Source organism: Xanthomonas sp. LMG 12462 (assembly GCF_009192885.1).
GTDB lineage: Bacteria > Pseudomonadota > Gammaproteobacteria > Xanthomonadales > Xanthomonadaceae > Xanthomonas_A > Xanthomonas_A sontii.
In genome coordinates this window covers 94,866-120,965 of the sequence record NZ_NMPP01000014.1, presented here as the reverse complement: position 1 = coordinate 120,965, position 26,100 = coordinate 94,866, and the positions used below count along the sequence as shown (strand labels likewise).

The 26,100-nt window shown below is 70.0% G+C and carries 20 protein-coding genes; 4 read left to right on the top strand and 16 right to left on the bottom strand.

All coding sequences use genetic code 11. The features are described from left to right. Positions 1-70: 70 nt before the first annotated feature. Positions 71-712 carry a 16S rRNA (guanine(527)-N(7))-methyltransferase RsmG gene (rsmG, locus tag CEK69_RS04975; protein ID WP_043093832.1) on the bottom strand — a complete coding sequence of 214 codons (642 nt, stop codon included), beginning with the start codon at positions 710-712 and terminating at the stop codon, positions 71-73. A 44-nt stretch (positions 713-756) separates the two neighbouring features. Beyond that, positions 757-1,383, bottom strand: coding sequence for a 4'-phosphopantetheinyl transferase superfamily protein (locus tag CEK69_RS04970; RefSeq protein WP_152244236.1), 627 nt, complete (start codon positions 1,381-1,383; stop codon positions 757-759). Between the two features lie 141 nt (positions 1,384-1,524). Between CEK69_RS04970 and CEK69_RS04965 the strand changes: the two genes are divergently transcribed. Then, positions 1,525-1,776 carry a GlsB/YeaQ/YmgE family stress response membrane protein gene (locus CEK69_RS04965; protein ID WP_017908994.1) on the top strand — a complete coding sequence of 84 codons (252 nt, stop codon included), beginning with the start codon at positions 1,525-1,527 and terminating at the stop codon, positions 1,774-1,776. A 64-nt stretch (positions 1,777-1,840) separates the two neighbouring features. On the opposite strand, the gene CEK69_RS04960 is transcribed toward CEK69_RS04965, so the two are convergent. The 10 genes from CEK69_RS04960 to CEK69_RS04915 form a co-directional block, all read right to left on the bottom strand. Further along, a complete protein-coding gene (locus CEK69_RS04960; protein ID WP_017911661.1) occupies positions 1,841-2,272 on the bottom strand; it encodes a GFA family protein in 432 nt (143 codons plus the stop codon). Beyond that, the gene (gene xth / locus CEK69_RS04955; RefSeq protein WP_017915013.1) at positions 2,269-3,045 is read right to left on the bottom strand and encodes an exodeoxyribonuclease III; all 777 of its coding nucleotides are present in this window, start codon (positions 3,043-3,045) and stop codon (positions 2,269-2,271) included. The genes CEK69_RS04960 and xth overlap by 4 nt, the downstream gene beginning before the upstream one ends. 78 nt (positions 3,046-3,123) lie before the next feature. Then, positions 3,124-3,957 (bottom strand): hypothetical protein, encoded by an 834-nt coding sequence (locus CEK69_RS04950; RefSeq protein WP_193313902.1) that lies wholly within the window; start codon positions 3,955-3,957, stop codon positions 3,124-3,126. An 11-nt stretch (positions 3,958-3,968) separates the two neighbouring features. Next, positions 3,969-4,853, bottom strand: a complete 885-nt coding sequence (locus tag CEK69_RS04945; RefSeq protein ID WP_152244232.1) for a peptidylprolyl isomerase — start codon at positions 4,851-4,853, stop codon at positions 3,969-3,971. A gap of 93 nt (positions 4,854-4,946) precedes the next feature. Then, positions 4,947-6,050, bottom strand: a complete 1,104-nt coding sequence (locus CEK69_RS04940; protein ID WP_152244230.1) for a glycerophosphodiester phosphodiesterase family protein — start codon at positions 6,048-6,050, stop codon at positions 4,947-4,949. 479 nt (positions 6,051-6,529) lie between these two features. Further along, the gene (locus tag CEK69_RS04935; protein WP_152244228.1) at positions 6,530-7,966 is read right to left on the bottom strand and encodes a coniferyl aldehyde dehydrogenase; all 1,437 of its coding nucleotides are present in this window, start codon (positions 7,964-7,966) and stop codon (positions 6,530-6,532) included. A gap of 304 nt (positions 7,967-8,270) precedes the next feature. Beyond that, positions 8,271-8,960, bottom strand: coding sequence for a pyrimidine 5'-nucleotidase (gene yjjG, locus CEK69_RS04930; RefSeq protein ID WP_152244226.1), 690 nt, complete (start codon positions 8,958-8,960; stop codon positions 8,271-8,273). A gap of 123 nt (positions 8,961-9,083) precedes the next feature. Further along, positions 9,084-10,814: a cation acetate symporter gene (locus CEK69_RS04925; protein WP_152244224.1), complete on the bottom strand. Its 1,731-nt coding sequence runs from the start codon at positions 10,812-10,814 to the stop codon at positions 9,084-9,086. Then, a complete protein-coding gene (locus tag CEK69_RS04920; protein ID WP_017915354.1) occupies positions 10,811-11,128 on the bottom strand; it encodes a DUF485 domain-containing protein in 318 nt (105 codons plus the stop codon). The genes CEK69_RS04925 and CEK69_RS04920 overlap by 4 nt, the downstream gene beginning before the upstream one ends. Before the next feature lie 32 nt (positions 11,129-11,160). Further along, entirely contained in the window at positions 11,161-12,573 is a 1,413-nt protein-coding gene (locus CEK69_RS04915) for a DcaP family trimeric outer membrane transporter (RefSeq protein ID WP_017911419.1), read from the bottom strand. Positions 12,574-12,788: 215 nt separating this feature from the next. Between CEK69_RS04915 and acs the strand changes: the two genes are divergently transcribed. From acs to mntP, 3 genes are all read left to right on the top strand, one after another. Then, complete coding sequence (acs, locus tag CEK69_RS04910) at positions 12,789-14,732, top strand: acetate--CoA ligase (RefSeq protein WP_152244222.1); 1,944 nt, start codon at positions 12,789-12,791, stop codon at positions 14,730-14,732. A gap of 144 nt (positions 14,733-14,876) precedes the next feature. After that, on the top strand, positions 14,877-15,542 hold the full coding sequence (locus CEK69_RS04905) for a response regulator transcription factor (protein WP_010342764.1): 666 nt from the start codon (positions 14,877-14,879) through the stop codon (positions 15,540-15,542). Between the two features lie 622 nt (positions 15,543-16,164). Next, positions 16,165-16,740, top strand: coding sequence for a manganese efflux pump MntP (gene mntP, locus CEK69_RS04900; protein ID WP_017908356.1), 576 nt, complete (start codon positions 16,165-16,167; stop codon positions 16,738-16,740). 79 nt (positions 16,741-16,819) lie between these two features. On the opposite strand, the gene CEK69_RS21210 is transcribed toward mntP, so the two are convergent. From CEK69_RS21210 to CEK69_RS04880, 4 genes are all read right to left on the bottom strand, one after another. Beyond that, entirely contained in the window at positions 16,820-17,185 is a 366-nt protein-coding gene (locus CEK69_RS21210) for a 2OG-Fe(II) oxygenase (protein ID WP_226975042.1), read from the bottom strand. A 321-nt stretch (positions 17,186-17,506) separates the two neighbouring features. Beyond that, the gene (locus tag CEK69_RS04890) at positions 17,507-20,218 is read right to left on the bottom strand and encodes a TonB-dependent receptor (RefSeq protein ID WP_152244220.1); all 2,712 of its coding nucleotides are present in this window, start codon (positions 20,216-20,218) and stop codon (positions 17,507-17,509) included. A 322-nt stretch (positions 20,219-20,540) separates the two neighbouring features. Beyond that, positions 20,541-22,397, bottom strand: a complete 1,857-nt coding sequence (locus CEK69_RS04885; protein ID WP_152244218.1) for a sulfotransferase family protein — start codon at positions 22,395-22,397, stop codon at positions 20,541-20,543. Positions 22,398-22,519: 122 nt separating this feature from the next. Next, positions 22,520-25,951: a PAS domain-containing hybrid sensor histidine kinase/response regulator gene (locus tag CEK69_RS04880; RefSeq protein WP_152244216.1), complete on the bottom strand. Its 3,432-nt coding sequence runs from the start codon at positions 25,949-25,951 to the stop codon at positions 22,520-22,522. Positions 25,952-26,100 lie beyond the last annotated feature (149 nt).

Here is a 26,100-nt window from a genome sequence, read left to right as displayed (position 1 = left end):
TGGGGTGGGACCGGGCATTATGCGGTCACAGCCCCCCCTGGCGGAAATCGGGGCCGGCCGCGGTCGCCGCTCAACCGCGCTCGACCACTACCAGGTGGCGGTCGGCGCCAAGGCCGGGGACCTGCAGCGGGTGCACCGTCGGCGCCACCCAACCCGGCGGCAGCGCGGCGATCTCCTCGTCCGGGCGCACGCCCTTCATCGCCAGCAGGCGCCCGCCCGGGCGCAGCAGGTGGCCGCCGACGGCGACGATGCCGGCCAGGGTGTCCAGCGCGCGCGCGGTCAGCAGGTCGTAGGCGCCGGCCTCGTCCAGCGCCTCGGCGCGCGACTCGGCCACGCGCGCGTTGTCCAGGCGCAGCTGGCGCACCGCCTCGCGCAGGAACCGCGCCTTCTTGCCGTTGCTTTCGACCAGGGTCACCCGCAGCTGCGGCCGCGCGATCGCCAGCGGAATGCCGGGCAGTCCCGGGCCGGTGCCCAGGTCGGCCAGCGCGCCCTCCTGGGCGAACGGCTGCATCGCCAGCGAATCCAGCAGATGGCGGGTCACCATCTCGTGCGGGTCGCGGATCGCGGTCAGGTTGTAGGTGCGGTTCCAGCGCGTCAGCAGCGCCAGATAGGCCAGCAGCGGCGGCGCCAGCGCGGCCGCGTCCAGGCCTTGCGCGTGCAGGCCCTGTTCGAGCGCGACGCGGACGGAATCGGGAAGAGAGGCATCGGTCATCGGCGGATTATCGCAGGTGCCGCCGCTGCCCGAAGCGCGCTGCGCTAAGGCGTGGCCTCGACCGGCGCGTCCGCGCACCAGGCCAGCGCCGCCCGGTAGCCGGGCGCGGCCTCCCATTCGTGCAGGTGCCAGGCCTCGGCCGTGCCCAGGCCCGGGTCGCACCAGACCAGGCGCAGCGCGCCGCCGGCGTCCTCGGCGAAGCGCAGCCGGTGCAGGCCGAAGGCGATGCCGTGGCCATGCGCCTTGAGCAGCGCTTCCTTGGCGCACCACAGGCGGAAGAACAGCGCCTCGCGCGCCGGCATCGCCAGCGCCGCCAGCAGCGCGACCTCGTCCGGGTGGAAGAAGCGCTGCGCCAGTTCCAGCAGGCGCGGCCGTGGCCGCTGGCGCTCGATGTCCACCCCCAGCCGCGCGTGCGCGGCCACCGCCACCAGCAGGTAGTCGCCGCTGTGGCTCCAACCGGTGTCCACGTGCGCCAGCGGTGCATGCAGGCCGGGCCGGCCGCGGGCGTCGCGGCGCAGCGGCAATTGCGCCGCCGGCACCGCCAGTTCGCCGGCCAGCAGGCGCCGCGCCTGCGCCTCGCCGGAGGTCCGCTGCGGATGCGGGCGCAGCCACAGCGCCACCGGGCCGAGGCGCCAGTCCGGCGGCTCGGCGCCGTCGGCCACGGGCGGCATCGGCGCGCTCACGCCGCGCCCACAAAGCGCAATGGCCGCTGCGCGGCGGGGCCGACGCTATACGGCCGCTTCACGGCGGCGCTTCTTAAATGACGCGCACCCCACCGCTCCTGGTGCGGGCCGAACCGAGGAGTCTGACGCATGGGCATCATCATCTGGTTGATCGTCGGCGGCATCGTGGGCTGGCTGGCCAGCATCATCATGCGCCGTGACGCACAGCAGGGCATCATCCTGAACATCGTGGTCGGCATCGTCGGCGCGCTGATCGCCGGCTGGCTGTTCGGCGGCGGCATCAACCAGGCGATCACCCTGTGGACGTTCCTGTACTCGTTGATCGGCGCCATCATCCTGCTGGCGATCGTCAACCTGTTCACCCGCGGCCGCGCGCGCTGACACAGCGCCCTCGCCGCTTGCGCAAACGCCCGGTTCGCCGGGCGTTTTGCGTTTGCGGCCGCGCTCACGGCGCAGCGCGGTCGGCCGGATGGCGCACGCCGTCCTCGACCGGCACCGCAATGGCCAGCGCATACGGATCCACGCCCTCCAGGCAGCCGACGTTGTAGCCGTACAGGCTGGGATCGGAGCGGCGCCGATGATGCGTGTAGATCCCGCAGGTGCCGCAGAAATAATGCTGCGCGGTATGCGTGTGGAACTGGTACAGGCGCAGCGCCTGCTCGCCCTGGCGGACATGCAGGGCCGCCAGCGGCACCGAGGCGACGATGGCGCCGCGGCGCCGGCACAGCGAGCAGTTGCAGCGGCGCGGGTCGACGATGCCCTGCGGCAGCTCCAGGTCGATCTGCACCGCACCGCAGTGGCAGCTGAGCCGGTGCAGCGGCGCGATCGCGGTGTCGCCGACCTTGTCGATGCAGCGGCGCACGTGGCGCTCGCTCATGCCGCCGGCTCCAGCTCGACCCAGGCCGGCGCGTGATCGCTGGGGCGGTCCCAGCTGCGCGGTTCGCGGTCGATGCCGGCACCGCGGGTGCGCGCCTTCAGCGCCTCGGACACCAGGGTCAGGTCGATGCGCAGCCCCAGGTCGCGGCGGAAGCCGGCCTGGCGGTAGTCCCACCAGCTGAAGATGCCGCCGTCGGCATGGTGCAGGCGGAAGCCGTCGTGCAGGCCCAGGCCGAGCAGCTTGTGCAGGGCGCCGCGCTCGGCGGTGGAAGTGAGGATGTGGTTGTCGCTCCACACCAGCGGGTCGTGCACGTCGCGCGCGTCCGGGGCGATGTTGAAGTCGCCCAGCACCACCAGCCGCGGATGCCGCTGCAGCTCGTCGGCCAGCCAGGCGTGCACCGCCTCCAGCCAGCGCAGCTTGTAGGCGTACTTGTCGGTGCCTACGTCCTGGCCGTTGACCACGTACAGATTGACGATGCGCAGATCGCCGATGGTGGCGGCGATGGCGCGCTTCTGCTCGTCCTCCAGGCCCGGCACGCCGATCTGCACGTCGCCGATCGGCAGGCGCGAGAGGATCGCCACGCCGTTGTAGGTCTTCTGCCCGGCGAACACGCTGCGGTAGCCGGCCTCGGCCAGCGCCGTGTCGGGAAACTTGTGGTCCTCCAGCTTGGTCTCCTGGATCCCGACCACGTCCGGCGCGAACGCGGCCAGCCACTGTTGCAGGTGCGGCAGGCGCACGTTGAGCGAGTTGACGTTCCAGCTGGCGATCTTCAAGGGAAATCCGGGACGGGGAAGCCGGCCGCTATTCTGACCGCAGCCGCCGCGGCGGCCAAACCGCGGGCACCAGCCCGTTCAGCGCCGCGCGCAGCACTGCGCGAACAGCGCCGGCGCCAGGCTCAGCGCCTGCTGGCGCTGCGCCTCGTTCAAGCCATCGAGCAGTTCGTCGGCACCGAGCGCCTGTTCCGGCGGCGGGAACGGCCACTCCGGCGCCTGCCGCGCGGCCAGTTGCCAGGCCGCGGCGTACGGCGGATCGGCCACCGCCAGCCAGGGCGCCCGCAGCAGTTGCGCCAAGGCGTCGATCGACGTGCGGTCGCCGTGCAGCGCGCGGTCTTCCAGTTGCGTCACCACGTCCTCGGCATCGCGCTCGTCGGCGGCCGACAGCGGAGCGCGTTGCCCTTCCGCGTCGACGCTGCCGGCGCGCGCGACCAACTGCGCCACGCGCTGCGCCAGCAACTGACGTTGCGCATCGGCATCGCCGCGCGCGGCCGCACTGCGCAGCATCGCCTCGATCTGCGCGGCATCGAGCCCGGCGACGCCGCGGCAGGCCGCGAGACGTTGCCGTTCGGCCGCCCGGCGTGCCGCGACGGCCGCGGCGTCCTCGGCGTCTGCACCCGGCAGCACCACCGGGCGGGACGGCGGCGCTTGCGCGCGTTGCCGGCAATCCAGCGCCAACAGCGCGGTGGCGGTCAGACGCTGCGCCTCGCTGGTGCCGGCCGCCAGCGCCGCATCGGGCGGCGTGGTCGCGGACACCGCCAACGGCGACGGTGCTGCCGAGCGCGGTAGCGCCGGTGCCTGCACCTTGCTCGCGGCAACGGCGGGTGCGGCCGTCGGCAGCATCAGCGTCGCCGCGAGCGCGACCATTCCCACGACCACCGCGCCGGCGAACCAACACAGCGGGCGCCGCATCGCCGCCATGCTCAGCGCGCCGCGGCGGTGTAGGCGTCGCGGTCGAACGCCATCGGCTGCGCCTGGCGCAGGCGCTGCATGGCGTCGGCCGCCGCCTGCTCGCGCAGTTGCAGGTCGATCTGCCCGCGCACCGCGTCGAAGCGCGCCGCGGTCTTCGCATCGAGCCGGATCAGGTGGTAGCCGTCGGGGCCGCGCACTGGCGCGGAGACCTGCTCCACCGCGAGCTGGCGGATCGGCGCGTCGAAGACATCGGCCAGGTAACGGCCGAAGGTCGGCGACAGCTGTCCGCCCTCGCCGGCGGTCGCGGTGTCGTCGGACTCGCGCATCGCCAGCGTGGCGAAATCGGCGCCGCCGTCGAGCTGGCGCTTGAGCGCTTCGGCGCGCTGCAGAGCCTGCGCCTCGGTCAGGGTGTGCCCGCTGCGCGGCCCGCCCTGCGGATGCAGCGCGACGAACAGATGGCGCAGGTGATATTCGGTGTAGTCGTCCGGATGCGCGGCGAACTGCCGGCGCAGCATCGCCTCGTCGATGTGCGCGTCGGCACTGAGCCGTGCCTGCGCGGCCTCGGCCAGGATCGCGTCGGCGGCGCGGCGCAGGCGCGCGGCCACCACCGGGTCGTCCTGCAGGTGCTGCTGCCGGGCCTGGTCGAGCAGGATCGCGCGGTCGGCGAAACGGCGCACCACCGAGTCATCGTCGATGCCGGCAGCGCCGCGCGTGGCGTCGCCGGCCAGGGCGCGGTACTCGCTGGCAGTGAACTGCTGCGGGCCGACGCGCAGTACCACCGGGTCGGCGGTGGCGGGCTCGGCGGCCGGCGCGGCAGACGCGATGACGGCACCCATCGCGCAGGCGGCCAGTGCGATGGACATGGCGACGGCGGACTTGGCAAAGGAAATGGACATGCGCTTCTCCAGGAGAGGGCGGCGCGCGACGCCGAAGCGCCGCAGCCGCAAAAGGCGGCCGACCGCAGGCCGGCCGCCAGGACATGCAAGGACTCAGTCGTGCTTGCCGCGTGCCTTCAGGTACGCGATCGCCGCCTTCGGGTCGTCGGTGGTGATCAGGCTGAATGCCTCCTGGTTGACGATGAAGTTGAGATCGCCACGGTTGTCGGCGGTGTCGCGGCCGCCGGAGTAGGAGAAGTACAGGTCCGACAGCTGATAGCAGCAGGCGCCGCTGTTCTGGTAGAACTTCCCGGCCAGCGGGCTGTCCGGAATCGCCTGGAACACGCCCACGCGCACGCCGCGCTCGCGCACGCGGTCGGCCTGGCCCTGCAGCAGGCCACCGAGCTGCTTGACGTTGATCTCCATCGCCTCCTTGGTATCGCTCCAGGCCGATATGGCGTTGTCGACATTGATCTTGGTCAGCATGTTGGTGGTGAACACCGGAATGCCGACCATGCTGGTGGTGTCGGCGCGGAACGCCGAGCGGCTCGGATACAGGGTGGCATTGACCTTGGCGGCGACGAAGTTGGACGCACCCACCGAGAACGCGGCGTCGGCCGCGCGCGACACCGCACGCACCGAGGCGGCGTCCTTGATGTCGAACACGATGGGCGTCTTCAGGCCATGCGCCTTGAAGTAGGAGAACAGGTCATCCACGCGCGGCACGTGGTAGCCGGTGGTGGTACGGCGGTCGGGGGTCAGCAGGAACAGGCCGCTGACCACCGACCACGGGGTCACGGTGATCGACGGGTTGTAGCCCTGGTTGCTCATCGGGTCGTACTTGGTTTCGCCGGCACGGCTGGTCCACACGTTGGTGGTGCGACCGAGGTTCCAGTCGTGCAGCACCACCGGCACGCCGTCGCTGGTCATCTTGATGTCCAGCTCCACGCCGTCCATGCACTGGTCGTTGGCGAGCTGCAGCGAACCGCGCGAGTTTTCCGGCATGTCGGGGAAGTTGCCGTACTTGCCCCACAGACCGCGGTGGGCCAGCACGACGGTGTCGCCGCTGCTGTCGCCGAACAGGATGTTGCTCATCTTGGTGCCGACGGTGTCGTTGCAGTTGGCCATGGCCAGCTGCGGCACGACGGCCAGGACCGTCAGGGCGGCGAGCACGCGACAGGCGCGCGACAGGGGCGAGGGAACGAATGCGATCTTCATTGGGCTGCGTCCGGTTCTGAGGGAAAGGGGGAGACACGGGGGACGAGCGCCGGTCAGGTCGACGCATGGCGGCATCTCGTGTGTTGCGCTCCGCACGGACGTCTCGCGCAGGAGCCTGAGCCGCCGTGATCGGCGGCGGCGTCGGGCGAGAACCTAATAACTTACTGTGAATTATTTATTTCCAGGGTGCGACCCCGTCCTGGACTGTGGACTGCGCCGCGATTTTGGACAGTGCGGGTCGCACTGCTTCCCGGTGACGGGGCTGCGGACACGGCCCAGGGGTGGATCGCGCGTGCGAGGCCACGGGGCGTGGCGCCGCATCGGAAGCTTCGCCGATCGCGGCTGAGGCAGGCCTTGCAGGAGCGGCTTCAGCCGCGACGCTCTACCGCCAATGCCTCGTCGCGGCTGAAGCCGCGCCTGCACGCAGGTGCCCTATCGCCACGCCATGCACCCGCATCTGGACGTCGGCTATGCCCCGCTCACCGCACCAGGAACGAGAGCATGCGCGCGATCCGCGCGTACGGCGGCTTCAGCAGGTCGCTGCCGGCGCGGCGCGACTGCCACAGGATCGGCAGCGCCTTGCTGAAGGCGTCGAAGCCGGCGCGGCCGTGGTAGGCGCCCATGCCGCTGGGGCCGATGCCGCCGAACGGCAGCGCGTTGGCGGCGAAATGCAGCAGGCTGTCGTTGACGGTGACCCCGCCGGCGATGGTGGCATGCAGGATCGTCTCGATCCGCGCGCGGTCATGGCTGAAGGGATACAGCGCCAGCGGCCGGTCGCGGCTGTTGATCTCGGCGATGGCCGCGTCCAGGGAGCGGTAGCTGCGCACCGGCAGGATCGGGCCGAAGATCTCCTCCTGCATCAGCAGCGCGTCGTCGCCCGGCTGCAGTACCAGCGTGGGCACGATCAGCCGTTCGCGCTCGGCACGCTCGCGCGCCACCGTGGCCAGTTCGATGACCTCCAGGCCGCGCGCGCGGGCATCGTCCAGGTAGCCGCGCAGGCGCCGGTACTGGCCCTCGTTGACGATGCGGGTGTAGTCCTCGGCGCTGGCGAAATCGCCGTAGCGCGCCAGCACCTGCGCACGCAGCGCCTGCACCAGCGCCGCCTCGCGGCCGGCGTCGATCAGCACGTAGTCCGGGGCGATGCAGGTCTGCCCGGCGTTGAACCACTTGCCGGTGGCCAGGCGCGCGGCGGCTTGGTCCAGCGGGTAGTCGGCGCAGACGATGGCCGGCGACTTGCCGCCCAGCTCCAGGGTCAGCGGGGTCAGATTGGGGGCGGCGGCGGCCATCACCTTGCGGCCGACCGCGGTGGAACCGGTGAACACCAGGTGATCCAGCGGCAGCGCGGCGAAGGCGGACGCCACCTCGGCACCGCCCAGCGCCACCGCCACCCGCTGCGGCGGGAACACCTCGGCCAGCAGCGACTGCAGGAACTGCGCGCTGCGCGGGGTGTGCTCGGAGGGTTTCAGGTAGACGTGGTTGCCGGCGGCGATGGCGGTGGCCAGCGGGATCAGCGCCAGGTTGACCGGGTAGTTCCACGGCGCGATCACCCCGACCACGCCGACCGGCACCGGCCGCACTTCCGCACGCGCCGGCCACAGCCGCCAGCCGGCGCCGACCCGCTGCGGGCGCATCCAGCGCCTCAGATGGCGCAGCAGGTGATCGATCTCGCCGAGCACGGTCATGCCGTCGGCGATCAGCGATTCGTGGCGCGAGCGGTGGCCGAAATCGGCGGCGATGGCATCGGCCATCTCCGGCAACCGCCGCTTCAGCGCCGCGCGCAGCCGCAGCAGGTCCTCGCGGCGCTGCGCCCGCTCCGGCTTGGCCGACTGCCAGGCCGCGCGCAGACGCTGCAGGGTGACTGGCAAGGCGGCCAGTGGCGTGTCGGCGGAAGCGGCGTCGGCGTCGGAGATCGGCATGGGCGCACTATACGACGGCGGTCGCGGCTGTCGTGCGCCACGTCGGGGGTCGGCAGCATGCGACCGAGACCCCGGGTCTGACGGTGGCTCGCGTCGGGACTGAAGTCCCTCCCACAAGAGAGCAGCAGCGACCGGGCGAGATGATGCGGCATCCCGTCTCGGGACCGGCAACCCCCACCCTTCCGGGGTCGGGACTGAAGTCCCTCCCACGAGGGACGCGCCGGCATCGCCGCGAACTGAAGTTTCCACCTGTGGGAGGGACTTCAGTCCCGACCCGATGGCGCCAGGCACGCGAGCAGATGTGCTACAGCGCCGCCGGCTCTTCCAGCAACCATGCCTGCAATTGCGCCAGCGAGGCGACCTGGTGGTGCGGCACGACGCCCTCCGGCGCGGCGGCGCCGTGCGCATTGAACCAACAGGTGTGCAGGCCCGCGGCCAGGCCGCCGGCGATGTCCGCCTGCGGGTTGTCGCCGACCATCAGCACCTGCGCCGGCGGTGGGTCGCCGAGCTGCGCCAGCGCGTGCGCGAAGATCCCCGGGTGCGGCTTGGCCACGCCCACCACCTCGGAAATGGCGATGACTTCGAAGCGGTCGTGCAGCCCGGTACGCTGCAGGCGCGCGTTCTGCAGCGCGCCGAAGCCGTTGGTGACCAGGCCCAGGCGCGCGCGCCCACGCAAGGCGTCGAGCAGGTCCACCGCTCCGTCCAGCGGCGCACACAGCTCGGCCATCGCCGCCAGGAACGCCGTGTTCAAGGTCTCCGGCGCGGTCTGCAGGCGCTGCGCCCAGCCGGCGAAACGGCGCTGCTGCAATTGCAGCGCGGTGATCGCGCCGTTCTGGTACTGCACCCACAGCGGCCGGTTGCACGCCGTGTATTCGGCGAACTCGGCTTCGCCGAACTGCACGCCGTAGCCGGCGAACATGCGCTGCAGGCCGGCGAAGGCATCGAAGTGGAACAGGGTGTCGTCAGCGTCGAACAGGATCCAGCGGTAGCGCATGCGTTGGCACGACGAAGGCAGCGGGCGCTCATGGTAACGCCGCCTCAGCGCACAGACGACGACGCCGGCCCGAAGGCCGGCGTCGCGTGCGGCGATGGCCGCGTCCTGCTTAGGCGCGCGTGCTCAGTGCCCCGACCCGCGCGAGGCGCCCAGCCCGGTCTCGGCGCGGATCTGCTGCGCCTTGAACGCGACGCGTTCCTTGCCGGCCTGCGCGCTGCGGTCCAGCACCGAGAACAGCCAGATGCCGACGAAGCCGATGGTGACCGAGAACAGCGCCGGCGAGGTGTACGGGAACGGCGCCGAACCGGTCGGGTTGCCCAGCGTATCCACCCACACCGACGGCGACAGCACCGTCAGCACCAGCGAGGAGATCAGGCCCAGGAAACCGCCGATCACCGCACCACGGGTGGTGCAGTTCTTCCACAGCAACGACAGGATCAGCACCGGGAAGTTGGCCGAGGCGGCGATGGCGAAGGCCAGCGACACCATGAAGGCCACGTTCTGCTTCTCGAACACGATGCCCAGCAGCACCGCGATCACGCCCAGCGCGATGGTGGTGACGCGCGACACCTTCAGCTCAGAGCCCGGGGCGGGATTGCCCTTCTTGATCACCGTGGCGTACAGGTCGTGGGACACCGCCGAGGCGCCGGACAGGGTCAGGCCGGCGACCACCGCCAGGATGGTGGCGAAGGCCACCGCGGAGATGAAGCCCATGAACACGTTGCCGCCCACCGCGTTGCCGACCAGCACCGCCGCCATGTTGGCCGCGCCCTTGCCGCCGTGGATGGTGCCGGTGGCGACGTCGGCGAACTGCGGGTTGGTCAACACCAGGGCGATGGCGCCGAAGCCGATGATGAAGATCAGGATGTAGAAGTAGCCGATCCAGGTGGTGGCCCACAGCACCGACTTGCGTGCCTGCTTCGCATCGGGGACGGTGAAGAAGCGCATCAGGATGTGCGGCAGGCCGGCGGTGCCGAACATCAGCGCCATGCCGAAGGAGATCGCCGAGATCGGATCCTTGACGAAGCCGCCCGGGCCCATGATCGACAGACCGGCACTGGCCGCGTCTTCCGGCGAGGCACCGCCGTTGGCGGCCACCGCGGTCTTCACCCGCACGCCCTCGGCGAACAGCGCCTCGAAGCTGAAGTTGAAGTGCCACATGATCGCCACGGCCATGAAGGTCACGCCGGTCAGCAGCAGTACCGCCTTGATGATCTGCACCCAGGTGGTGGCGGTCATGCCGCCGAACAGCACGTAGACCATCATCAGCACGCCGACCAGACTCACCGCCACCCAGTAGTCCAGGCCGAACAGCAGCTTGATCAGCGCGCCGGCACCGACCATCTGCGCGATCAGGTAGAACAGCACCACCACCAGCGTGCCGGAGGCGGCGAAGCTGCGGATCGCGGTCGGTGCGAAGCGGTAGCCGGCCACGTCGGCGAAGGTGTACTTGCCGAGGTTGCGCAGGCGCTCGGCCATCAGGAAGGTCAGGATCGGCCAGCCGACCAGGAAGCCGATGGCGTAGATCAGGCCGTCGTAGCCGTTGGTCATCACCGCCGCGGTGATGCCCAGGAACGAGGCCGCCGACATGTAGTCGCCGGCGATCGCCAGGCCGTTCTGGAAGCCGGTGATGCCGCCGCCGGCGGTGTAGAAGTCCGACGCCGAGCGGGTCTTCTTCGCCGCCCACTTGGTGATCCACAGCGTGCCGGCGACGAAGAAGGCGAACATCCCGATCGCCACCCAGTTGGTCGGCTGCTTGTCGGTCTGGCCGACATCGCCGCCGGCGGCCAGGGCCACGCCGGCCGGCAGCAGCGCGGCCAGCAGCAGCAGAAGGAAGCGCAGGTGCTTGCTCATTGGCGGGCGTCCTCGAGGATGTCGGCGGTCAGCTGGTCGTACACGGTGTTGGCGCGACGCACGTAGATCGCGGTGATGGCGATGGTGAAGACCATCACCCCGATCGCGATCGGGATGCCGATGGTGGTGACGCCGCTGCCCATCGGCTGGGCCAGGAACGCCTTGTCGAAGGCGATCAGGCCGATGAAGCCGAAATAGGCCAGCAGCATCAGGACGGTCAGCGTCCAGCCCAGCGCGTTGCGCTGGCGCTTGAGCGCGTGGTACTTCGGATTGGCGTCGATCTTGGCGATCAGCGCGTCGTTGGAGAGGCTCATGAGATGGCTCCGGTAAGTGGCCGCGGCGCGGATCAGAAGCTGTACTTGGTGGTGAACTGCAGGCGGGTGATGTCGCCCTTGGCGCCGCTTTCGATCTCGCGCTTGCCGTACATCAGCTCGGCGCCGATATCGACCTTGGGCAACGGCGAGTAGAAGACGTTGCCGCGGATGCTCTGCACACTCTTGGTCACGGCCAGGCCGGTGCGCGCGGTGTCGTTGTCGTAGTCGCTGCGCGCGTAGATCAGGTTGGTGCGCAGCTTGGGCGAGAACGCGTGGCGCCAGCCGACATAGCCGGCGACCACCCCGACCGTGTCCAGGTCGCGGTCGGCGGCGTCGTACACCGCGTTCTGGGCGATGCCCAGGCCGATGTAGCGGCCGATGCCTTCGCCGCCGGTGAGCTGGTAGAACAGGCTGTCGCTGTCGCTGGCTACCCACTTGCCGCCCAGGGTCAGGCCGCCGGAGGCCTTGCTGGCATCGGCGCCGGTGGCGCGGTTGTCGACCTTCTGCTGGCCGACCACGCCGGCCACGCCGAAGCTGCCCCAGTCGCCCTTCCAGCCGTAGCGCACGGTCAGGTCCGGCAGCGCGCCGCGGTCGGAACTGGCGGTGCTGACCACGCCGGCCACGCTGCGCGTGTACAGGGTGGTTTCCGGATTCTCCAGGGCGATGCTGAAGCCGCCGTTGGTGTAGCGCAGCTGCGCCTGGCGCACGAACACCACGCCGTCGGTGGGGCCGATGAAGTCGGCCGCTTCCGGCAGCGCCGCCGGATCCATGAAGTTGGACCAGGTCTGACCGGCCAGCCAGTGGTTCCAGTACATGTAGGCGTGGCGCAGGGTGGCGCCGTAGGTGTTGGTGGCGGTCTGGGTGCCCAATGCATTGCCGAAGAAATCCAGTTCCACCAGCGCACCGGCCTTGTTGCCGCCTTCGGTGACGCTGTCCACGCCGAAGTTGATCCGCGAGAACTTGGCGTGGGCGTTGTAGTCGGTGCCGGACTTGGCCCCGCCCACCGGGGTCTGCCCGGGCAGGTACAGCGCGCGGCCGGTGGCGTCGTCGGCGAGCTGGCCGTCGCCGGTGCGGGTGGCCAGGAAGTCGGCCTTGATGAAGCCGCCGACCTTGAAGGTGGTGCCGGGCGTGGCCCCCGGGGTGATGGTGGTCACCTGGATCGGCGCCTTGCCGGCCGGCGGTGCCGGGGGCGGCGGCGGCGGCGCGGCCTGGGTCGAGCGGACCGCGGCGACCTCGGTCTGGGTCTGCGCGATCTGCCCCTGCTGCTGTTGCTGCGCGGACAGCAGTTGCTGCACCTGCCGTTCCAGTTCGGCCACGCGGGTCTCCAGCGCCTGTTCGCGCGCCGAGGGTTTGCCTTGGGCGAAGGCCGCGCCGGGCGCGACCAAGGCCACCAACAGCGCGGCCGCCAACGGGCGACGCGCCAGGGATGCGATGCGGTTGCTCATTACTCCCTCCCGAATAATGGATGGCCGCACGCATGCGCACGGCCGTAGCCCAGCGTGCGCGACCGCACCGGCCGCGCCTATTGGCCATTAGTCGAACGTCGGCTGAGTTACGACCATCGTCTAAGGCACGGCGCGTGTGCGCTTAACGCCGGATGCGGCACACTGCGCGTTGACGCGCCGCCGCATGCGGCGCCCCGTTCAATGCAGAGGGAACCATGGCCGATCTCTATCCCGTCGATCCGCAGTTCGCCGCCCGTGCGCGGGTCGACAAGACCCAATACCAGACCCAGTACAAGGCATCGGTGGAACAGCCGGAGGCGTTCTGGGGCAAGGTGGCCGAGCGCCTGGACTGGTTCAAGAAGCCGACCCGGATCAAGGACGTCAGCTTCGCCCTGGACGACTTCCATATCCGCTGGTTCGACGACGGCGAACTCAACGCCAGCGTCAACTGCCTGGACCGGCAGCTGGCCACCCGCGGCGACAAGACCGCGCTGCTGTTCGAGCCGGACAGCCCGGACGCGCCGTCCTACCGCGTCACCTATCGCGAGCTGTACGAGCGCGTGTGCCGGCTCGGCAACGCCCTGCGCGCGCTGGGCGTGCGCAAGGGCGACCGCGTCACCATCTACCTGCCGATGATCCCCGACGCGGCGGTGGCGATGCTGGCCTGCGCGCGCATCGGCGCGATCCACTCGGTGGTGTTCGGCGGCTTCGCGCCCAACTCGATCGCCGACCGGGTGATCGACTGCGGCAGCAAGCTGATCATCACCGCCGACGAAGGCCTGCGCGGCGGCAAGAAGATCCCGCTCAAGGCCAACGTCGAGGCGGCGCTGAAGCTGCCGGGCACCACCAGCGTGGAAACCGTGCTGGTGGTGCGCCACACCGGCGGTGCGGTGGACATGCAGGCCCCGCGCGACCGCTGGTTCCACGACGTGGTCGACAGCCAGCCGGCCGAATGCGAGCCCGAGCGCATGAACGCCGAGGATCCGCTGTTCATCCTCTATACCTCCGGCTCCACCGGCAAGCCCAAGGGCGTGCTGCACACCACCGCCGGCTACCTGCTGTACGCGGCCTACACCCACGAGACCGTGTTCGACCTGCGCGAGGACGACATCTACTGGTGCACCGCCGACGTGGGCTGGGTTACCGGCCACAGCTACATCGTCTACGGGCCGCTGGCCAACGGCGCCACCGCGCTGATGTTCGAGGGCGTGCCCAACTACCCGAGCGTGTCGCGCTTCTGGGAGGTCATCGACAAGCACCAGGTGACGATCTTCTACACCGCCCCGACCGCGATCCGCGCGCTGATGCGCGAGGGCGAGGCGCCGGTGAAGAAGACCTCGCGCACGAGCCTGCGCCTGCTCGGCAGCGTCGGCGAGCCGATCAATCCCGAAGCCTGGCGCTGGTACTACGACGTGGTCGGCGACGGCCGCTGCCCGATCGTGGACACCTGGTGGCAGACCGAGACCGGCGGCATCCTGATCACCCCGCTGGCCGGCGCCATCGACCTCAAGCCCGGCTCGGCGACGCTGCCGTTCTTCGGCGTGCAGCCGGCGCTGGTCAGCGCCGATGGCGAGATCCTGGAAGGCGCCACCGAGGGCAACCTGGTGCTGCGCGATTCCTGGCCGGGGCAGATGCGCACCGTCTATGGCGACCACCAGCGCTTCATCGACACCTATTTCCGCACCTACCCGGGCAGCTATTTCACCGGCGACGGCTGCCGCCGCGATGCCGACGGCTACTACTGGATCACCGGCCGCGTCGACGACGTCATCAACGTCTCCGGCCACCGCATCGGCACCGCCGAAGTGGAGAGCGCGCTGGTTTCCCACCCCAAGGTCGCCGAAGCGGCGGTGGTCGGCTTCCCGCACGACATCAAGGGCCAGGGCATCTACGCCTACGTGACCCTGGTCGCCGAGGAGCAACCGAGCGAGGCCCTGCACAAGGAACTGGTGGCCTGGGTGCGCAAGGAGATCGGCCCGATCGCCGCTCCGGACCACCTGCAGTGGGCGCCCGGCCTGCCCAAGACCCGCTCGGGCAAGATCATGCGGCGCATCCTGCGCAAGATCGCCGAGAACGCCCCCGACCAGCTCGGCGACACCTCGACCCTGGCCGATCCGTCGGTGGTGGATTCGTTGGTGAACGAACGGCTGGCGCGCTGACGCGCTACGCGCGTCGGGAATGGGGAATCGAGAATGGGGAATGGGAAAAGCCATTCCCTGGTCGCTTCGAGATCTTAGGCACCCGACACTCCGCTTTTGCCGTTCCCATTCCCCATTCCCGTTTCCCCATTCCCGGCCTCACCCATGCCCACCCTGCTGATCGCCGACGACCATCCCCTGTTCCGCGAGGCGCTGCGTGGGGCGGTGCAGCGGGTGATGCCGGGGGTGCAGTTGTACGAGGCCGACAGCGTCGAGGCGTTGTACGCGCTGGCCGATCGCCATGCCGATGCCGATCTGCTGCTGATGGATCTCAACATGCCCGGCGCGCAAGGCTTCAGCGCGCTGGTGCACATGCGCGCGCTGCATCCGCAGTTGCCGGTGGTGGTGGTGTCCGCGCGCGAGGAGCCGACGGTGATGCGGCGCGCGCTGGACCACGGCGCGTTCGGCTTCATCCCCAAGTCGGCCGACTCGGACACCATCGGCCTGGCCCTGGGCACGGTGCTGGACGGCGAGCACTGGGCGCCGCCGGAAGCGCACAACGTGCCGCCCACCGACCGCGCCGAACGCGAGGTCGGGCAGCGCCTGCGCGAACTGACGCCGCAGCAGTTCCGGGTGCTGCAGATGCTCGGTGCCGGCAGCCTCAACAAGCAGATCGCCTACGACCTGGGCGTGTCCGAGGCCACGATCAAGGCGCACGTCACCGCGATCCTGCGCAAGCTCGGCGTCACCAACCGCACCCAGGCGGTGCTGCTGGCCGGCAAGCTGGCCATCGACAGCGACGCCATCGTGCTGCCGCCGGAAGAGGACTGAGCCGCGGCGACGCCTGTCGAAGGCGCGAGCGGTGCGGATGCAGCGCGTGCGCGTCCGCTGCCCGTGCCTACACGGCGCGCTGGCTACCTCCTTGTGGGAGGGACTTCAGTCCCGACGCGCCGAACGCTGAGCGCCAGTCGCACTCTTCGGCGCGACGGAAGCCACCCCACGCGGCGGCGATGCGTCGATTGCTGCATCCGGGAACTGAGGACACGTCCGTGGCGCTGCCCTGAAGTGGCGCACACATTCGCACCTCGCGCTCTATGGCTGAGTGACACGGCGAGAGCCACATGCGCAGGGAGTAGGCATCCTCGACCTATCACGCACACACGCGTGCCGTACCGCCTCAGATCCACCGTCGATATAGCCGCAGCTATCAAGATAAGCTGCAGGTTCGCGTGCGTTCCAGGGATGTTCGACGCAGTTGGGCGCTGTTAGACTGCGCGTCCCCTTGGGGAGTAGCCTGCTGTCCGCCCTGCGCGGACAGCGCCCGTATCAACAGACTCGGCCGATGCGCCGTGGTACGGGCAGCCAGTTCGGTTGGCGAGACCAGCGGCGAGTGCGCAAGGCGAAGGCCGGGCGCGCGCGCTCGTCGTTGTCGCCTGTCCCGGTACGGTCCCCCATGTCGTTTCTTTCGATTCTCCTGCTCGGCATCGCGATGTCGACCGACGCCTTCGCCGCCGCCGTCGGCAAGGGCGCGGCGATGCAACGCCCGCGCTGGGCCGACGCACTGCGTGCCGGCCTGATCTTCGGCTGCATCGAGGCACTGACCCCGGCACTGGGCTGGGTGCTCGGCCAGGCCGCGTCCAAGTACGTGGTCGCCTTCGATCACTGGATCGCCTTCGGCCTGCTCGGCGCACTGGGCGTGCACATGATCGTCGCCGGCCTCAAGCCGGAGTCCGACACGCCCGAGGAGGCCGCGCCCAAGCGCCACGGCTTCTGGAACCTGGCCGCCACCGGCTTTGCCACCAGCATCGACGCGATGGCGGTGGGCGTCGGCCTGGCCTTCCTCGACGTGAACATCGTCGAGGTCGCGGCGATCATCGGCCTGTGCACGCTGACCATGGTCACCCTGGGCATCATGCTCGGCCGCGCGCTCGGCGCGCTCGCCGGCAAGCGCGCGGAGATCGTCGGCGGCGCGCTGCTGATCGCGATCGGCAGCACCATCCTGTTCGAACATCTGCATGGTGCAGGTTGATCGACGGGGCGCTGGTGCGACCGGGATTGGGGATGTGCGGCGACGGTGCGTGTCCGTCCCGCACTGCCGGCGCCTTGGGTCAGGCCGGCTTGGCAGTGACTTCGAGATAGGTGGACAGGATGTACTTGTCGCCGCTGCGCGGCGGCAGGCCGGCATGCAGGAACATCCAGTACGGCGGGAAGACCAGCAGGCGACCGGCGCGCGGCGCGATCTCCAGGTCCAGGTCGAGGAAGTGGGTGTGCCCGCCCTCGGCCACGTCGTTGAGATACCACAGGAACACCAGGTAACGCCCGGTCTCCGCATCGCAGGCGTCGAAGTGCGGCTGGAAGCGTTCGCCGGCATCGGCGCGGTAACGCTTGATCCGCAGGTCGGCCAAGCCCGGACGCCACGGCACCTCAGCGGTCAGCCCGAGATCGGCGTTGTAGCGGACCAGTGCCGCACGCACCTGCTCGATGAAGAAGCCCTGGAATGCGGGATCGGCAAGACGGCTGATGTTGAGTTCGGTCCAGGCGCCGTCGTCCAGCCCGGCGCGCTGGCCGGCACCGTTGCGGTTGTGCTGGGCGGAGGTCTGTTCGAATTGCGCGATCAGATGCGCGCAGAAGCCCGGCTACAGCGCCGCGTCGTAGACGCGGACGTAGTGACGCAGGTCGGTGTGGTTCATGCCCATCGGTACCGTTGGCCCCCATAGCAAAACGGCGCGCCCGCATGGACGCGCCGTGTCGCATGCTTCGGTGCCGCCCGCACAGGCGGGCGGCACCGGCTCCACTCAGAAGCGGTAGGTGGCCCGCATCCAGTAGTAGCGGCCGAGCGTGTCGTAGGTGCTCACGTCGGTGTTCGCGTTCAACACGTTGTTCTGGTACATCATCGGCGGCTGCTTGTTGGTCAGGTTGTCCACGCCCAGATCCAGGCGCAGGTTGGCCCCGGCCATGTCGTAGCCCACCTGCAGGTTGTGGTACATGTAGCTACCGTAGTCCAGCACCACGCCCTTGAACGCCGCATCGGCGGACATGTTCTGGCTCAGGTCGCCGCTGCCGACCTGCATCTTGCCGATCCAGCGCGTGGTCCAGCTCGCATCCCAGTTGCCCAGCTTCCAGCCGACCAGGGCATGCGCGCGCCAGTGCGCGTAGTTGCCGTAGGACGAGTTGTAGCGACCGGCCATGTGCACCACCGTGTCCCCGGTGTCGATGTCGTAGCGGTGCAGGTAGGTGCTGTCCACGGCCACGGTGAACTTGCCGTAGTCGGTGTCGGGCAGCGCGTAGCTCGCGCCCAGGTCGATGCCCTGGGTGTTGAGCTTGCCGATGTTGACCACAGGCGTCTGGATGTGGTCGATGTTGCCGGCGCTGACGGTACCGGCGGCGTAACGGTGGATGTAGCTGCAGTACGGGCTGTTGTCATCGTTGTAGCAGAGGTCGGCCACGGTCTGCGCGGAGATCGGCTGGATCAGATCGTTGAGCTTGACCTTCCACCAGTCGAGATTGACCGACAGGCCCGGCACGTACTCGGGGCTGTAGACCAGGCCGTAGTCGAACGAGGTGCCCTTCTCCGGCTTGAGCTGGTAGCCGACATACGTGGCGCCCGACTTGATCGCGTTGGTCTGCGACAGGCCTGTGCCGCTAAAGCCGGCCGGCACGCCTGCGCAGGCGTTGGCATGGCCGCTGCCGCTATAGCCGACGCACGGATCGATGAAGTTCGGCGCGTCTGCGGTCGGGCCCTGGTAGATGTCGGTGATGGTCGGCGCGCGGAACACCTGCGCCGCCGTGCCGCGCACCATCAGGTCGTGGATCGGCCGCCACTCCACCTGGAACGAGGCGCTGTTATTGCCCGAGCGCACGCTGCTGTAGTCGGAGTAGCGGTCGCTCAGGGTCAGGTTGAGCGCGCCGATCGGCGAGGACTGCTCCAGCACCGGCATGAACAACTGCGCGTAAGCCTCCTTGACGTTGAAGCTGCCGCTCAGCGGCGAGGAACAGGCTTCGGAAGAGACCGCGCAGGTGTTGTCGCTGTTGATCAGCGCATTCGCCGACACCGTGGAGTTCAGGCTCTCCTTGCGGTACAGCGCGCCCACTGCCAGCTGCGCGGCGCCGGCCGGCATCTCCCACAGGCTGCCGTTGGCGCTGGCTTCCCACTGCCGCATGATGGTGGTGGTTTCCTGGCGCGGAATCGATTCGTTGCTGTTCAGCCAGGCGACCGTGGCCGGGCTGCCCTGATCCAGGATGTTGACCTGCCCACTGTTGATCGCGTTCTGCAACGCGGCGTAATCGACGTAGCCGTGGCTCCAGTTGCGCTGGCGGTAGTGGCCGTAGTTGAAGTTGGCGTCCCACACCCAGCTACTGTCGCCGATGCCGCCCTTCAGGCCGATCACATCCTGATCGGTGGCCGTGTCGTAGAAGCCTTCGCGCTGGCCGAGCGAGGTGAAGCGCGTCTGATACTCGTAGCCGTTGGGGCCGAACTCCACGCCGAACGGGTTGTACGGATTGTTGGCGGCGACGGTGATGCCGTCGTTCTGCGCGTCGAGCGGCAGCGGCGCGATCGCGAAGTTGGACATGGTGTGGTTGTGGTAGGCGTTGACGTACGCCTGCATCGAGTCGGTGATGTTGAAGCTGCCGAGCACGAAGCCACCGACGCGCTGTTGCGGCGTCAGCAGCAGGTTCTGCGCCTCGTAGTTGTACGAATCAGCCGAGGAGCTGTAGCACTTGTAGCCGCCGTTGCCGTTGCCGGTCAGCGCGCCATCGGGCTTGCAACCGTTGGCCGCCAGAGTCGCTGCCGGCAGCTTGTAGTAGCCGGTCGGGGTCCGTGCGGAACCACCCTTGTAGACGCTGCCGCTGGACAGGTACATCGCGTACTTGGAGAACGCGCGGTTGGCGGTAGAGACGTCCTTCTGCTTGTTGTAGTCCAGGCCGACCACCACGTTGCCGCGGTCCCAGGTCTTGCCGAAGGTGAAGCTGCCGCCCTGGCGCGCGCCGTCGCCGCGGCTGGTCTGGCCGTAGTTGGCCGAGACTTCACCGCCTTCGAAGTTCTTGCGCAAGATGAAGTTGACCACGCCGCCGATGGCGTCGGAGCCGTACATCGCCGAGGCGCCGACCTTCAGCACTTCGACATGGTCGATCATGTTGGCCGGGATCGAGTTGACGTCGTTGTTCTGGATGCGGTGGCCGTCGATCAGGATCAGCGTGCGCTCGTCGCCGAGGCCGCGCAGCGAGATGGTCGAGGCGCCGTCGCCCCCGCCGTTGTTGACCTGCGGGTTGGTCGCGGCGCCGGCGATGCCGGGCAGCGCCTGCAGCAGATCGCCCAGGGTCTGCTTGCCGCTCTGCTGGATCTGCTGGCGATCGACCACGGCGACCGGGCTGGCGGTCTCCACATCCACGCGGCGCACCAGCGAACCGGTGACGGTGAGCTTGTCCAGTGTCACCGGCGCGTCGCCGGACGCGGACGCCGCCGGTGTGGCGCTCTGCGCATAGAGCGTGGCGGGAAGCGTCGCCATGGCCAGGCAAACGGCGTGAGCGAGTCTGTTCTTTGCTACGGACATCGGGAAGACCTCATGTGATGTGCGACAAGCGCCGGCTGCACGCAGGCGCGAACCATCCCGGGCGCGGAAACGCGCGGCGGGTGAAATGGATGCCTCGGGCCAGCGGTCCATTACAGGACCGTCAGGCACTTGTTAGTTTTTTATAAGAAGGGTGTTGTTTCGGTGTGCCAACGTGCGCCATCCCCTGACAAAAACACCGCTTCAAGCGCGGTACAGCGCACGCTGCGTTGTTGCTGTTCAACCGGCAGACGGGAACGGTTCAGACAACACGCAACGCTCAGTCGACGCGGTAGTCCCAGCGTCGCAGGAACGGCTGCAGCACCGGCAGTACCGGCGCGAAGGCGTCGCGATAGGCGTGCCAGCGGTCCAGGGCCTTGCGGTTGATGCCCTCCACCACCTGCGCGTAGCTCGGCGTGCTGATGAAGCCCTTGGCGCGCGCGTGGCGCTGGAAGTCCAGCAGCCGCTCCGGCTGCTGCAGCTGCAGGAACTGCCCCAGACGCGCCACCTGCGCCTGCGGATCGGCCACCAGGTCCTCGTAACGCAGCTCCAGCGCGCGCGGCTGCAGCAAGGCGGCGTGGTAGAGCCAGAACTCCATCGCGTCGGCATAGCCGCGCGCCAGCCGCGGCAGGCTGGCACACAGCAGGGCGAAGGCCGGCGAGCGGAACGCCTGCATGTAACAGCTCAGCAGCACGTCGCAGGGATGGCGCAGCGCCAGGATCACCGGCGCCTCCGGGAACAGGCGCCGGATCAGCGGCAGGCGCAGCAGGTTCAACGGGTTCTTGTCGACCAGGCGCTGGCCCGGCTGCAGCTGCACCACCCCGCGCACCGCCTGCCAGTACTCGGCGCGCAGCGCGTCACAGGCGGCATCGTCGAGCTCGCCCAGTCCGTCCGGCCAGGCCACGCCGCGCGCCTCCAGGCGGTCGGCCAGTCCCTGCAGGAACGGCCGCTCGTCCATCGCCATCAACTGCGGGTGGGCGTCGAGCATCTGTTCCAGCAAGGTGGTACCCGAGCGCGGGAAGCCGACCACGAAGATCGGCGAGTCGGCCATGGCCGGCGCGGTCACCGGCCGCGCCGCGGCATGGCGTGCCGGATCCCAGCGGGCCTGCGCGACCGGCAATGGCGGTGCGTCCGCCGCCGCCAGCTCCGGCACCAGCGCGGCCAGGCCCTCGACCTGGCCGGCATGGCCCTGCGCGCAGGCATGCAGCGCTTCGTCGTGAAGGCCGAGGCGATCGCAGACCCGCGCCAGGGCGAAGAACAGGTTGCTCTGTTTGCGCCGGTCGACCGCACTGCCATCGGCCAACAGCCCGCGCAGCAGCGCATGCGCCTGCTGCCAGTGGCCCTCGCGCATGGCCAGCACCGCCAGCGCATTGCTGGCGTCCTGGCGCACGTCCGGGTCGTCGATGCGCTCCGGCGGCGGCAGCTGCGCGGCGGCCTCGCGCGCCTGCGGCAGGCGGTTGGCGCGCTCGAGCACCAGCACCAGCCGCGACCAGGCCCGCGCCGGCTGCGCCATCGGCCCCTCGGCGCAGGCGCGCAGCAGGCCGCAGGCGGTGTCGGTCTCGCCGCCCTGCGACAGCAGCCAGGCCAGTTCCACGGTGGTGTCCGGATCCAGCGGCGGCCACTGCTGCCAGTCGGCGATCAGCGCCTGCACGCGCTGGAAGTCGCCGCACTCATGGCAGGCCATCGCCGCGTGCACGCACAGCGGCGGCGCCTGCGGCGCCAGCGCGTGGGCATCGAGCAGGTGTTCGCGGGCCGCGGCGTAATCGCCGGCGTCCATCGCCAGCAGGCCGAGGTTGTGGTGCGGCAGCGGATCGTCCGGCGCCAGCGCGCGGGCGCGCAGATAGGCCTCGCCGGCCGGGCCGGGTTCGCCGGCCTCGCGGAGCGCCGTGCCCAGGTTGTTCCAGTGCGCGACCTCGTGCGGCTCGCGCTCGGCCAGCCCGCGGTACACCGCGGCGGCCGGCGCCGGCTGGCCCTGCATCTGCAGGCTCATCGCCAGCAGACTGCTGGCCAGGACATCGTCGGGGCGCTGCCGCAGGTAGGCGCGGGCACCGCGTTCGAGGGTCTGCGCCTGGCCGGCCTCCAGCGCCGCCAGCAGGTCCGGGAGCGGGGGGATCGCGGTGTCGTCCAGGGAGGTCATGCGCAGGCGAGTCGTGGTTGGTCCTCCACCTTAGCCGCCCGCCCGCGCCGTGCGCCACGCCGGTCGCGCCGACGGCTGCCACACAACCCATACATTGCCGTTACGAAGGCGCGCGACCGCTCCTAGATCGGATCGTGGTAGGCGGTGAGGAAGGCGCGCAGCGAGGCCGGCTTGACCGGCTTGGTCAGCAACCGGTAGCCGCGCTCGCGGGCCTGCAGCTTCAGTTCGTCGCGGCCGTCGGCGGTGAGCAGCGCGCCGGCCACCGGTCCGGGCATCGCCGCGCGCAGCGCATCCAGGGTCTCCAGGCCGTCGAGCCGGTCGTGCAGGTGGTAATCGACCAGCATCACCTGCGGCGCGCACGCGGCCTGCGCCAGCGCCTCGTCGACGGTGCTGGCGCAGATCACCTCCACCTGCCAACGGCCGAGCAGCGCGCGCATGCCGTCGAGGATTTCCTGATCGTTGTCCACGCACAGCACGCGCAGCCCGGCCAGCGAATCGGCCGCGGCCGCTGCGCGTGGCGCGCGTTGCAGCGCCTGCGGCGGTGGCGCCGCCCGCGGCACGGTGATGGAGAACATGCTGCCGTGGCCGACGCGGCTGCGCGCATCCAGGTCGTGGCCGAGCAGGCGCGAGATGCGCTGGCAGATCGACAGGCCCAGGCCCAGCCCCTGCTCGCCCCAGTCGAACGGCTGCTGGTAGCGCTGGAACTCGTCGAAGATCTGCTGCATGTGGTGCGGCGGGATGCCGGGGCCGGTGTCCCAGACCTGCAGTTCCAGCGCCGCGCCGCGGCGGCGCATGCCCAGCACGATGCGGCCCTGGCGGGTGTAGCGCAGCGCGTTGGCGAGGAAGTTCTGCAGCACGCGGCGCAGCAGGCGGCGATCGCTGCGCACCCACAGCGGGCGCGCGTACACGTGCAGGCGCAGGCCGCGGCCGGCGGCGATCGGGCTGTACTGCGCAGCCAGTTCGCGCAGCAGCAGGCCGGCATCGACGTCCTCGATGGTCGGGCGCAGGCCGCCGGCATCCAGCCGCGACACGTCGAGCAGGCCGTCGAGCAGTTCCTCGGCCGCGCGCAGCGAGGCATCCACGCGCTCGGCCAGATGCCGCTGCTCCTCGTTCTGGTGCGCATCGCGCAGGGCCGAGGCGAACAGGCGCGCGGCGTTGAGCGGCTGCAGCACGTCGTGGCTGATCGCGGCCAGGAAGCGGGTCTTGGACTGCTGCGCCAGCTCGGCCTCGCGCGAGCGATCGGCCACGCGCTGCTCCAGGGTCTCGTTGGCTTCGAGCAGCGCCTGCTCGGCGCGCTTGTAGTCGGTGATGTCGTTGTAGCTGGTGACGTAGCCGCCGCCGGGCAGCGGCTGGCCGCGCATCTCGATCACCTTGCCGTCGCTGCGGGTGCGTTCGAACACGTGCGGGGTGCCGGCGCGCATGTGCGCGATGCGGCGGGCGATCTGATCCTCCACCTGGCCGCCGCCGAGTTCGCCGCGCTCGGCGTTGTAGCGGATCAGGTCGGCGACCGGCCGGCCGACGTAGAGCATGCCGTCGGGATAGCCGAACATCTGCTGGTAGCGGCGGTTCCATGCGGTCAGGCGCATCGCCGGATCCACCACGCTGACCCCGGCGCTGATGTTCTCCAGCGTGGTGGACAGGATCTCGCGGTTGAAGCGCAGCTCCTGCCCGGCCTCGTCGAGCACCGCCACCACCTCGCCCAGGTCCATGCCCGAGCCGCGCAGCAGGCTGGTCAGCACCAGGCGCGCGGAGGCCGCGCCGATCGAGGCGGCAAGCAGGCGTTCGGTGAACTGCACCCAGACGCGGTCGGCCACCGCAGTGGGCTGCGGCTCGCGGCCGAGCAGTTGCGCCTGTTCGGCGAAGGCGCGGCGGGCATGGCGCTCGCCGACCATGCGCTCGGCCAGCGCCTGCAGGTCCACCACGCGCACCTGCCCGAGCCAGTCGCCGGCCACCGCCGGGCGCTGCGAGTACGGCTCCAGGAACGGTGCCGCACGCAGGCGCTCGTCCAGGCCCGGGCGCCAGCGCGCCGACACCAGCATCATCGTGCCGACGTTGACCAGCAGCGACCAGAACGTGCCGTGCGCCAGCGGGTCCCAGCCGCTCATGCCGAACAACTGCTGCGGGCGCAGCCAGGAGATGCCGAACGGCCCGTCCAGCAGCCACGCCGGCGCCAGCCAGCCGGCCTGGGTCAGTGCCGGCAGCAGCAGCGTGTAGATCCAGGTGGCGAAGCCCAGCACCATGCCGGTCTCCACGCCCTTGCGGCTGGCGCCGCGCCAGTACAGCCCGCCGATCACGCCCGGTGCGAACTGCGCCACCGCGGCGAAGGCCATCAGGCCGTAGGACGCCAGCGTGCTGTCGTTGCTGCTGCTGCGGTAATAGCCGTAGGCGATCAGCGCCAGCAGCAGGATCGCCAGGCGGCGGATCCACAGCACCTTGGAGGCCACGTCGGCACCGGCCGCCTGGTGCCCGCGGCGGCGCAGCAGCACCGGCATCACCAGGTCGTTGCTGATCATCGTCGCCAGCGCGATGCTGGAGACGATGACCATGCCGGTGGCGGCGGAGAACCCGCCCACGTAGGCGACCAGCGCCAGCGCGGTGCGGCTTTCGGCCAACGGCAGCGCCAGCACGATGCTGTCGTCGGCCACGTCGCCGCCGCCGAACAGCGCGATGCCGGCGGCGGCGATCGGCACCACCATCGCCGAGATCAGCACCAGGTACAGACCGAACAGCCAGCGCGCCTTGCGGATGTCGCCGACGTCGCTGCACTCCACTACCGCCACGTGGAACTGCCGTGGCAGGCACACCAGCGCCAGGAAGCTGAGCAGGGTCTGCGAGATGAAGCCCACCGGCGGGGTGTTCTGGAACAGCGTGCGTGCCGACGCCATCACCTGGCCGCCGTCGCGCACGGACAGCCACACGTAGGCGAACACGCCCACCGCCACCATCGCCAGCAGCTTCACCACCGACTCCAGCGCGATCGCCAGCATCATGCCGTGATGATGCTCGGTGGCGTCGACCTGGCGGGTGCCGAACAGGGTGGCGAACAACGCCATCCCCAAGGCCACGTACAACGCCGGGTCGGCGTAGAACGGCGCACCGGCGCTGGACTGGCCGCTGAGCACCTGCAGGCTCATCGCCACCGCCTTGTACTGCAGCGCCAGGTACGGCACCACGCCGACCAGCGCGATCACCGCCACCAGCGCGGCCAGGCGCCGCGAGCGGCCGTAGCGCGAGGAAATGAAATCGGCAATGGACACGGTGTTCTCGCTACGCGCGATCAGCGCCAGGCGCTCGACGATGCGCCAGCCGAACAGCAGCATCAGCAGCGGGCCTAGGTAGATCGGCAGGTAGCCGGCGCCGTTGCGCACCGCGCTGCCGACCGCGCCGTAGAACGTCCACGACGAGCAGTACACAGCCAGCGCCAGGCTGTACACCGCCGGCCGCAGCCACGGCCGCTCCGGGTACAGCGGACGGCGATCGCCCCACCACGCCACCGCAAACAGCAGCGCCGCATAGCCGACCGACACCAGCAGCAGGATCCAACTGGAAACCAAAGGCTAGCCCCCATGACGATGCGTGCAGTCTAGAGGGTGCGATGCGTTTCCGCGTAGCCGGGAGTTCGGCTCGCTGCGTCTCGCTTGGGCTGCGTGTGCACCGGGTTGGGCGCCGCGAGGCAGGTGAGGCGGCTGCGCCTACACGCAAG

Bases quoted from the DNA above. Each gene is read 5' to 3' on its own strand.
- CEK69_RS04890 (WP_152244220.1), bottom strand. From the start codon at position 20,218: ATGGCGACGCTTCCCGCCACGCTCTATGCGCAGAGCGCCACACCGGCG.
- CEK69_RS04960 (WP_017911661.1), bottom strand. From the start codon at position 2,272: ATGAGCGAGCGCCACGTGCGCCGCTGCATCGACAAGGTCGGCGACACC.
- CEK69_RS04965 (WP_017908994.1), top strand. From the start codon at position 1,525: ATGGGCATCATCATCTGGTTGATCGTCGGCGGCATCGTGGGCTGGCTG.
- CEK69_RS04920 (WP_017915354.1), bottom strand. From the start codon at position 11,128: ATGAGCCTCTCCAACGACGCGCTGATCGCCAAGATCGACGCCAATCCG.
- CEK69_RS04885 (WP_152244218.1), bottom strand. From the start codon at position 22,397: ATGACCTCCCTGGACGACACCGCGATCCCCCCGCTCCCGGACCTGCTG.
- CEK69_RS04915 (WP_017911419.1), bottom strand. From the start codon at position 12,573: ATGAGCAACCGCATCGCATCCCTGGCGCGTCGCCCGTTGGCGGCCGCG.
- CEK69_RS04950 (WP_193313902.1), bottom strand. From the start codon at position 3,957: ATGCGGCGCCCGCTGTGTTGGTTCGCCGGCGCGGTGGTCGTGGGAATG.
- CEK69_RS04940 (WP_152244230.1), bottom strand. From the start codon at position 6,050: ATGAAGATCGCATTCGTTCCCTCGCCCCTGTCGCGCGCCTGTCGCGTG.
- CEK69_RS04925 (WP_152244224.1), bottom strand. From the start codon at position 10,814: ATGAGCAAGCACCTGCGCTTCCTTCTGCTGCTGCTGGCCGCGCTGCTG.
- CEK69_RS04970 (WP_152244236.1), bottom strand. From the start codon at position 1,383: ATGCCGCCCGTGGCCGACGGCGCCGAGCCGCCGGACTGGCGCCTCGGC.
- CEK69_RS04905 (WP_010342764.1), top strand. From the start codon at position 14,877: ATGCCCACCCTGCTGATCGCCGACGACCATCCCCTGTTCCGCGAGGCG.
- CEK69_RS04935 (WP_152244228.1), bottom strand. From the start codon at position 7,966: ATGCCGATCTCCGACGCCGACGCCGCTTCCGCCGACACGCCACTGGCC.
- rsmG (WP_043093832.1), bottom strand. From the start codon at position 712: ATGACCGATGCCTCTCTTCCCGATTCCGTCCGCGTCGCGCTCGAACAG.
- acs (WP_152244222.1), top strand. From the start codon at position 12,789: ATGGCCGATCTCTATCCCGTCGATCCGCAGTTCGCCGCCCGTGCGCGG.
- mntP (WP_017908356.1), top strand. From the start codon at position 16,165: ATGTCGTTTCTTTCGATTCTCCTGCTCGGCATCGCGATGTCGACCGAC.
- CEK69_RS04945 (WP_152244232.1), bottom strand. From the start codon at position 4,853: ATGTCCATTTCCTTTGCCAAGTCCGCCGTCGCCATGTCCATCGCACTG.
- yjjG (WP_152244226.1), bottom strand. From the start codon at position 8,960: ATGCGCTACCGCTGGATCCTGTTCGACGCTGACGACACCCTGTTCCAC.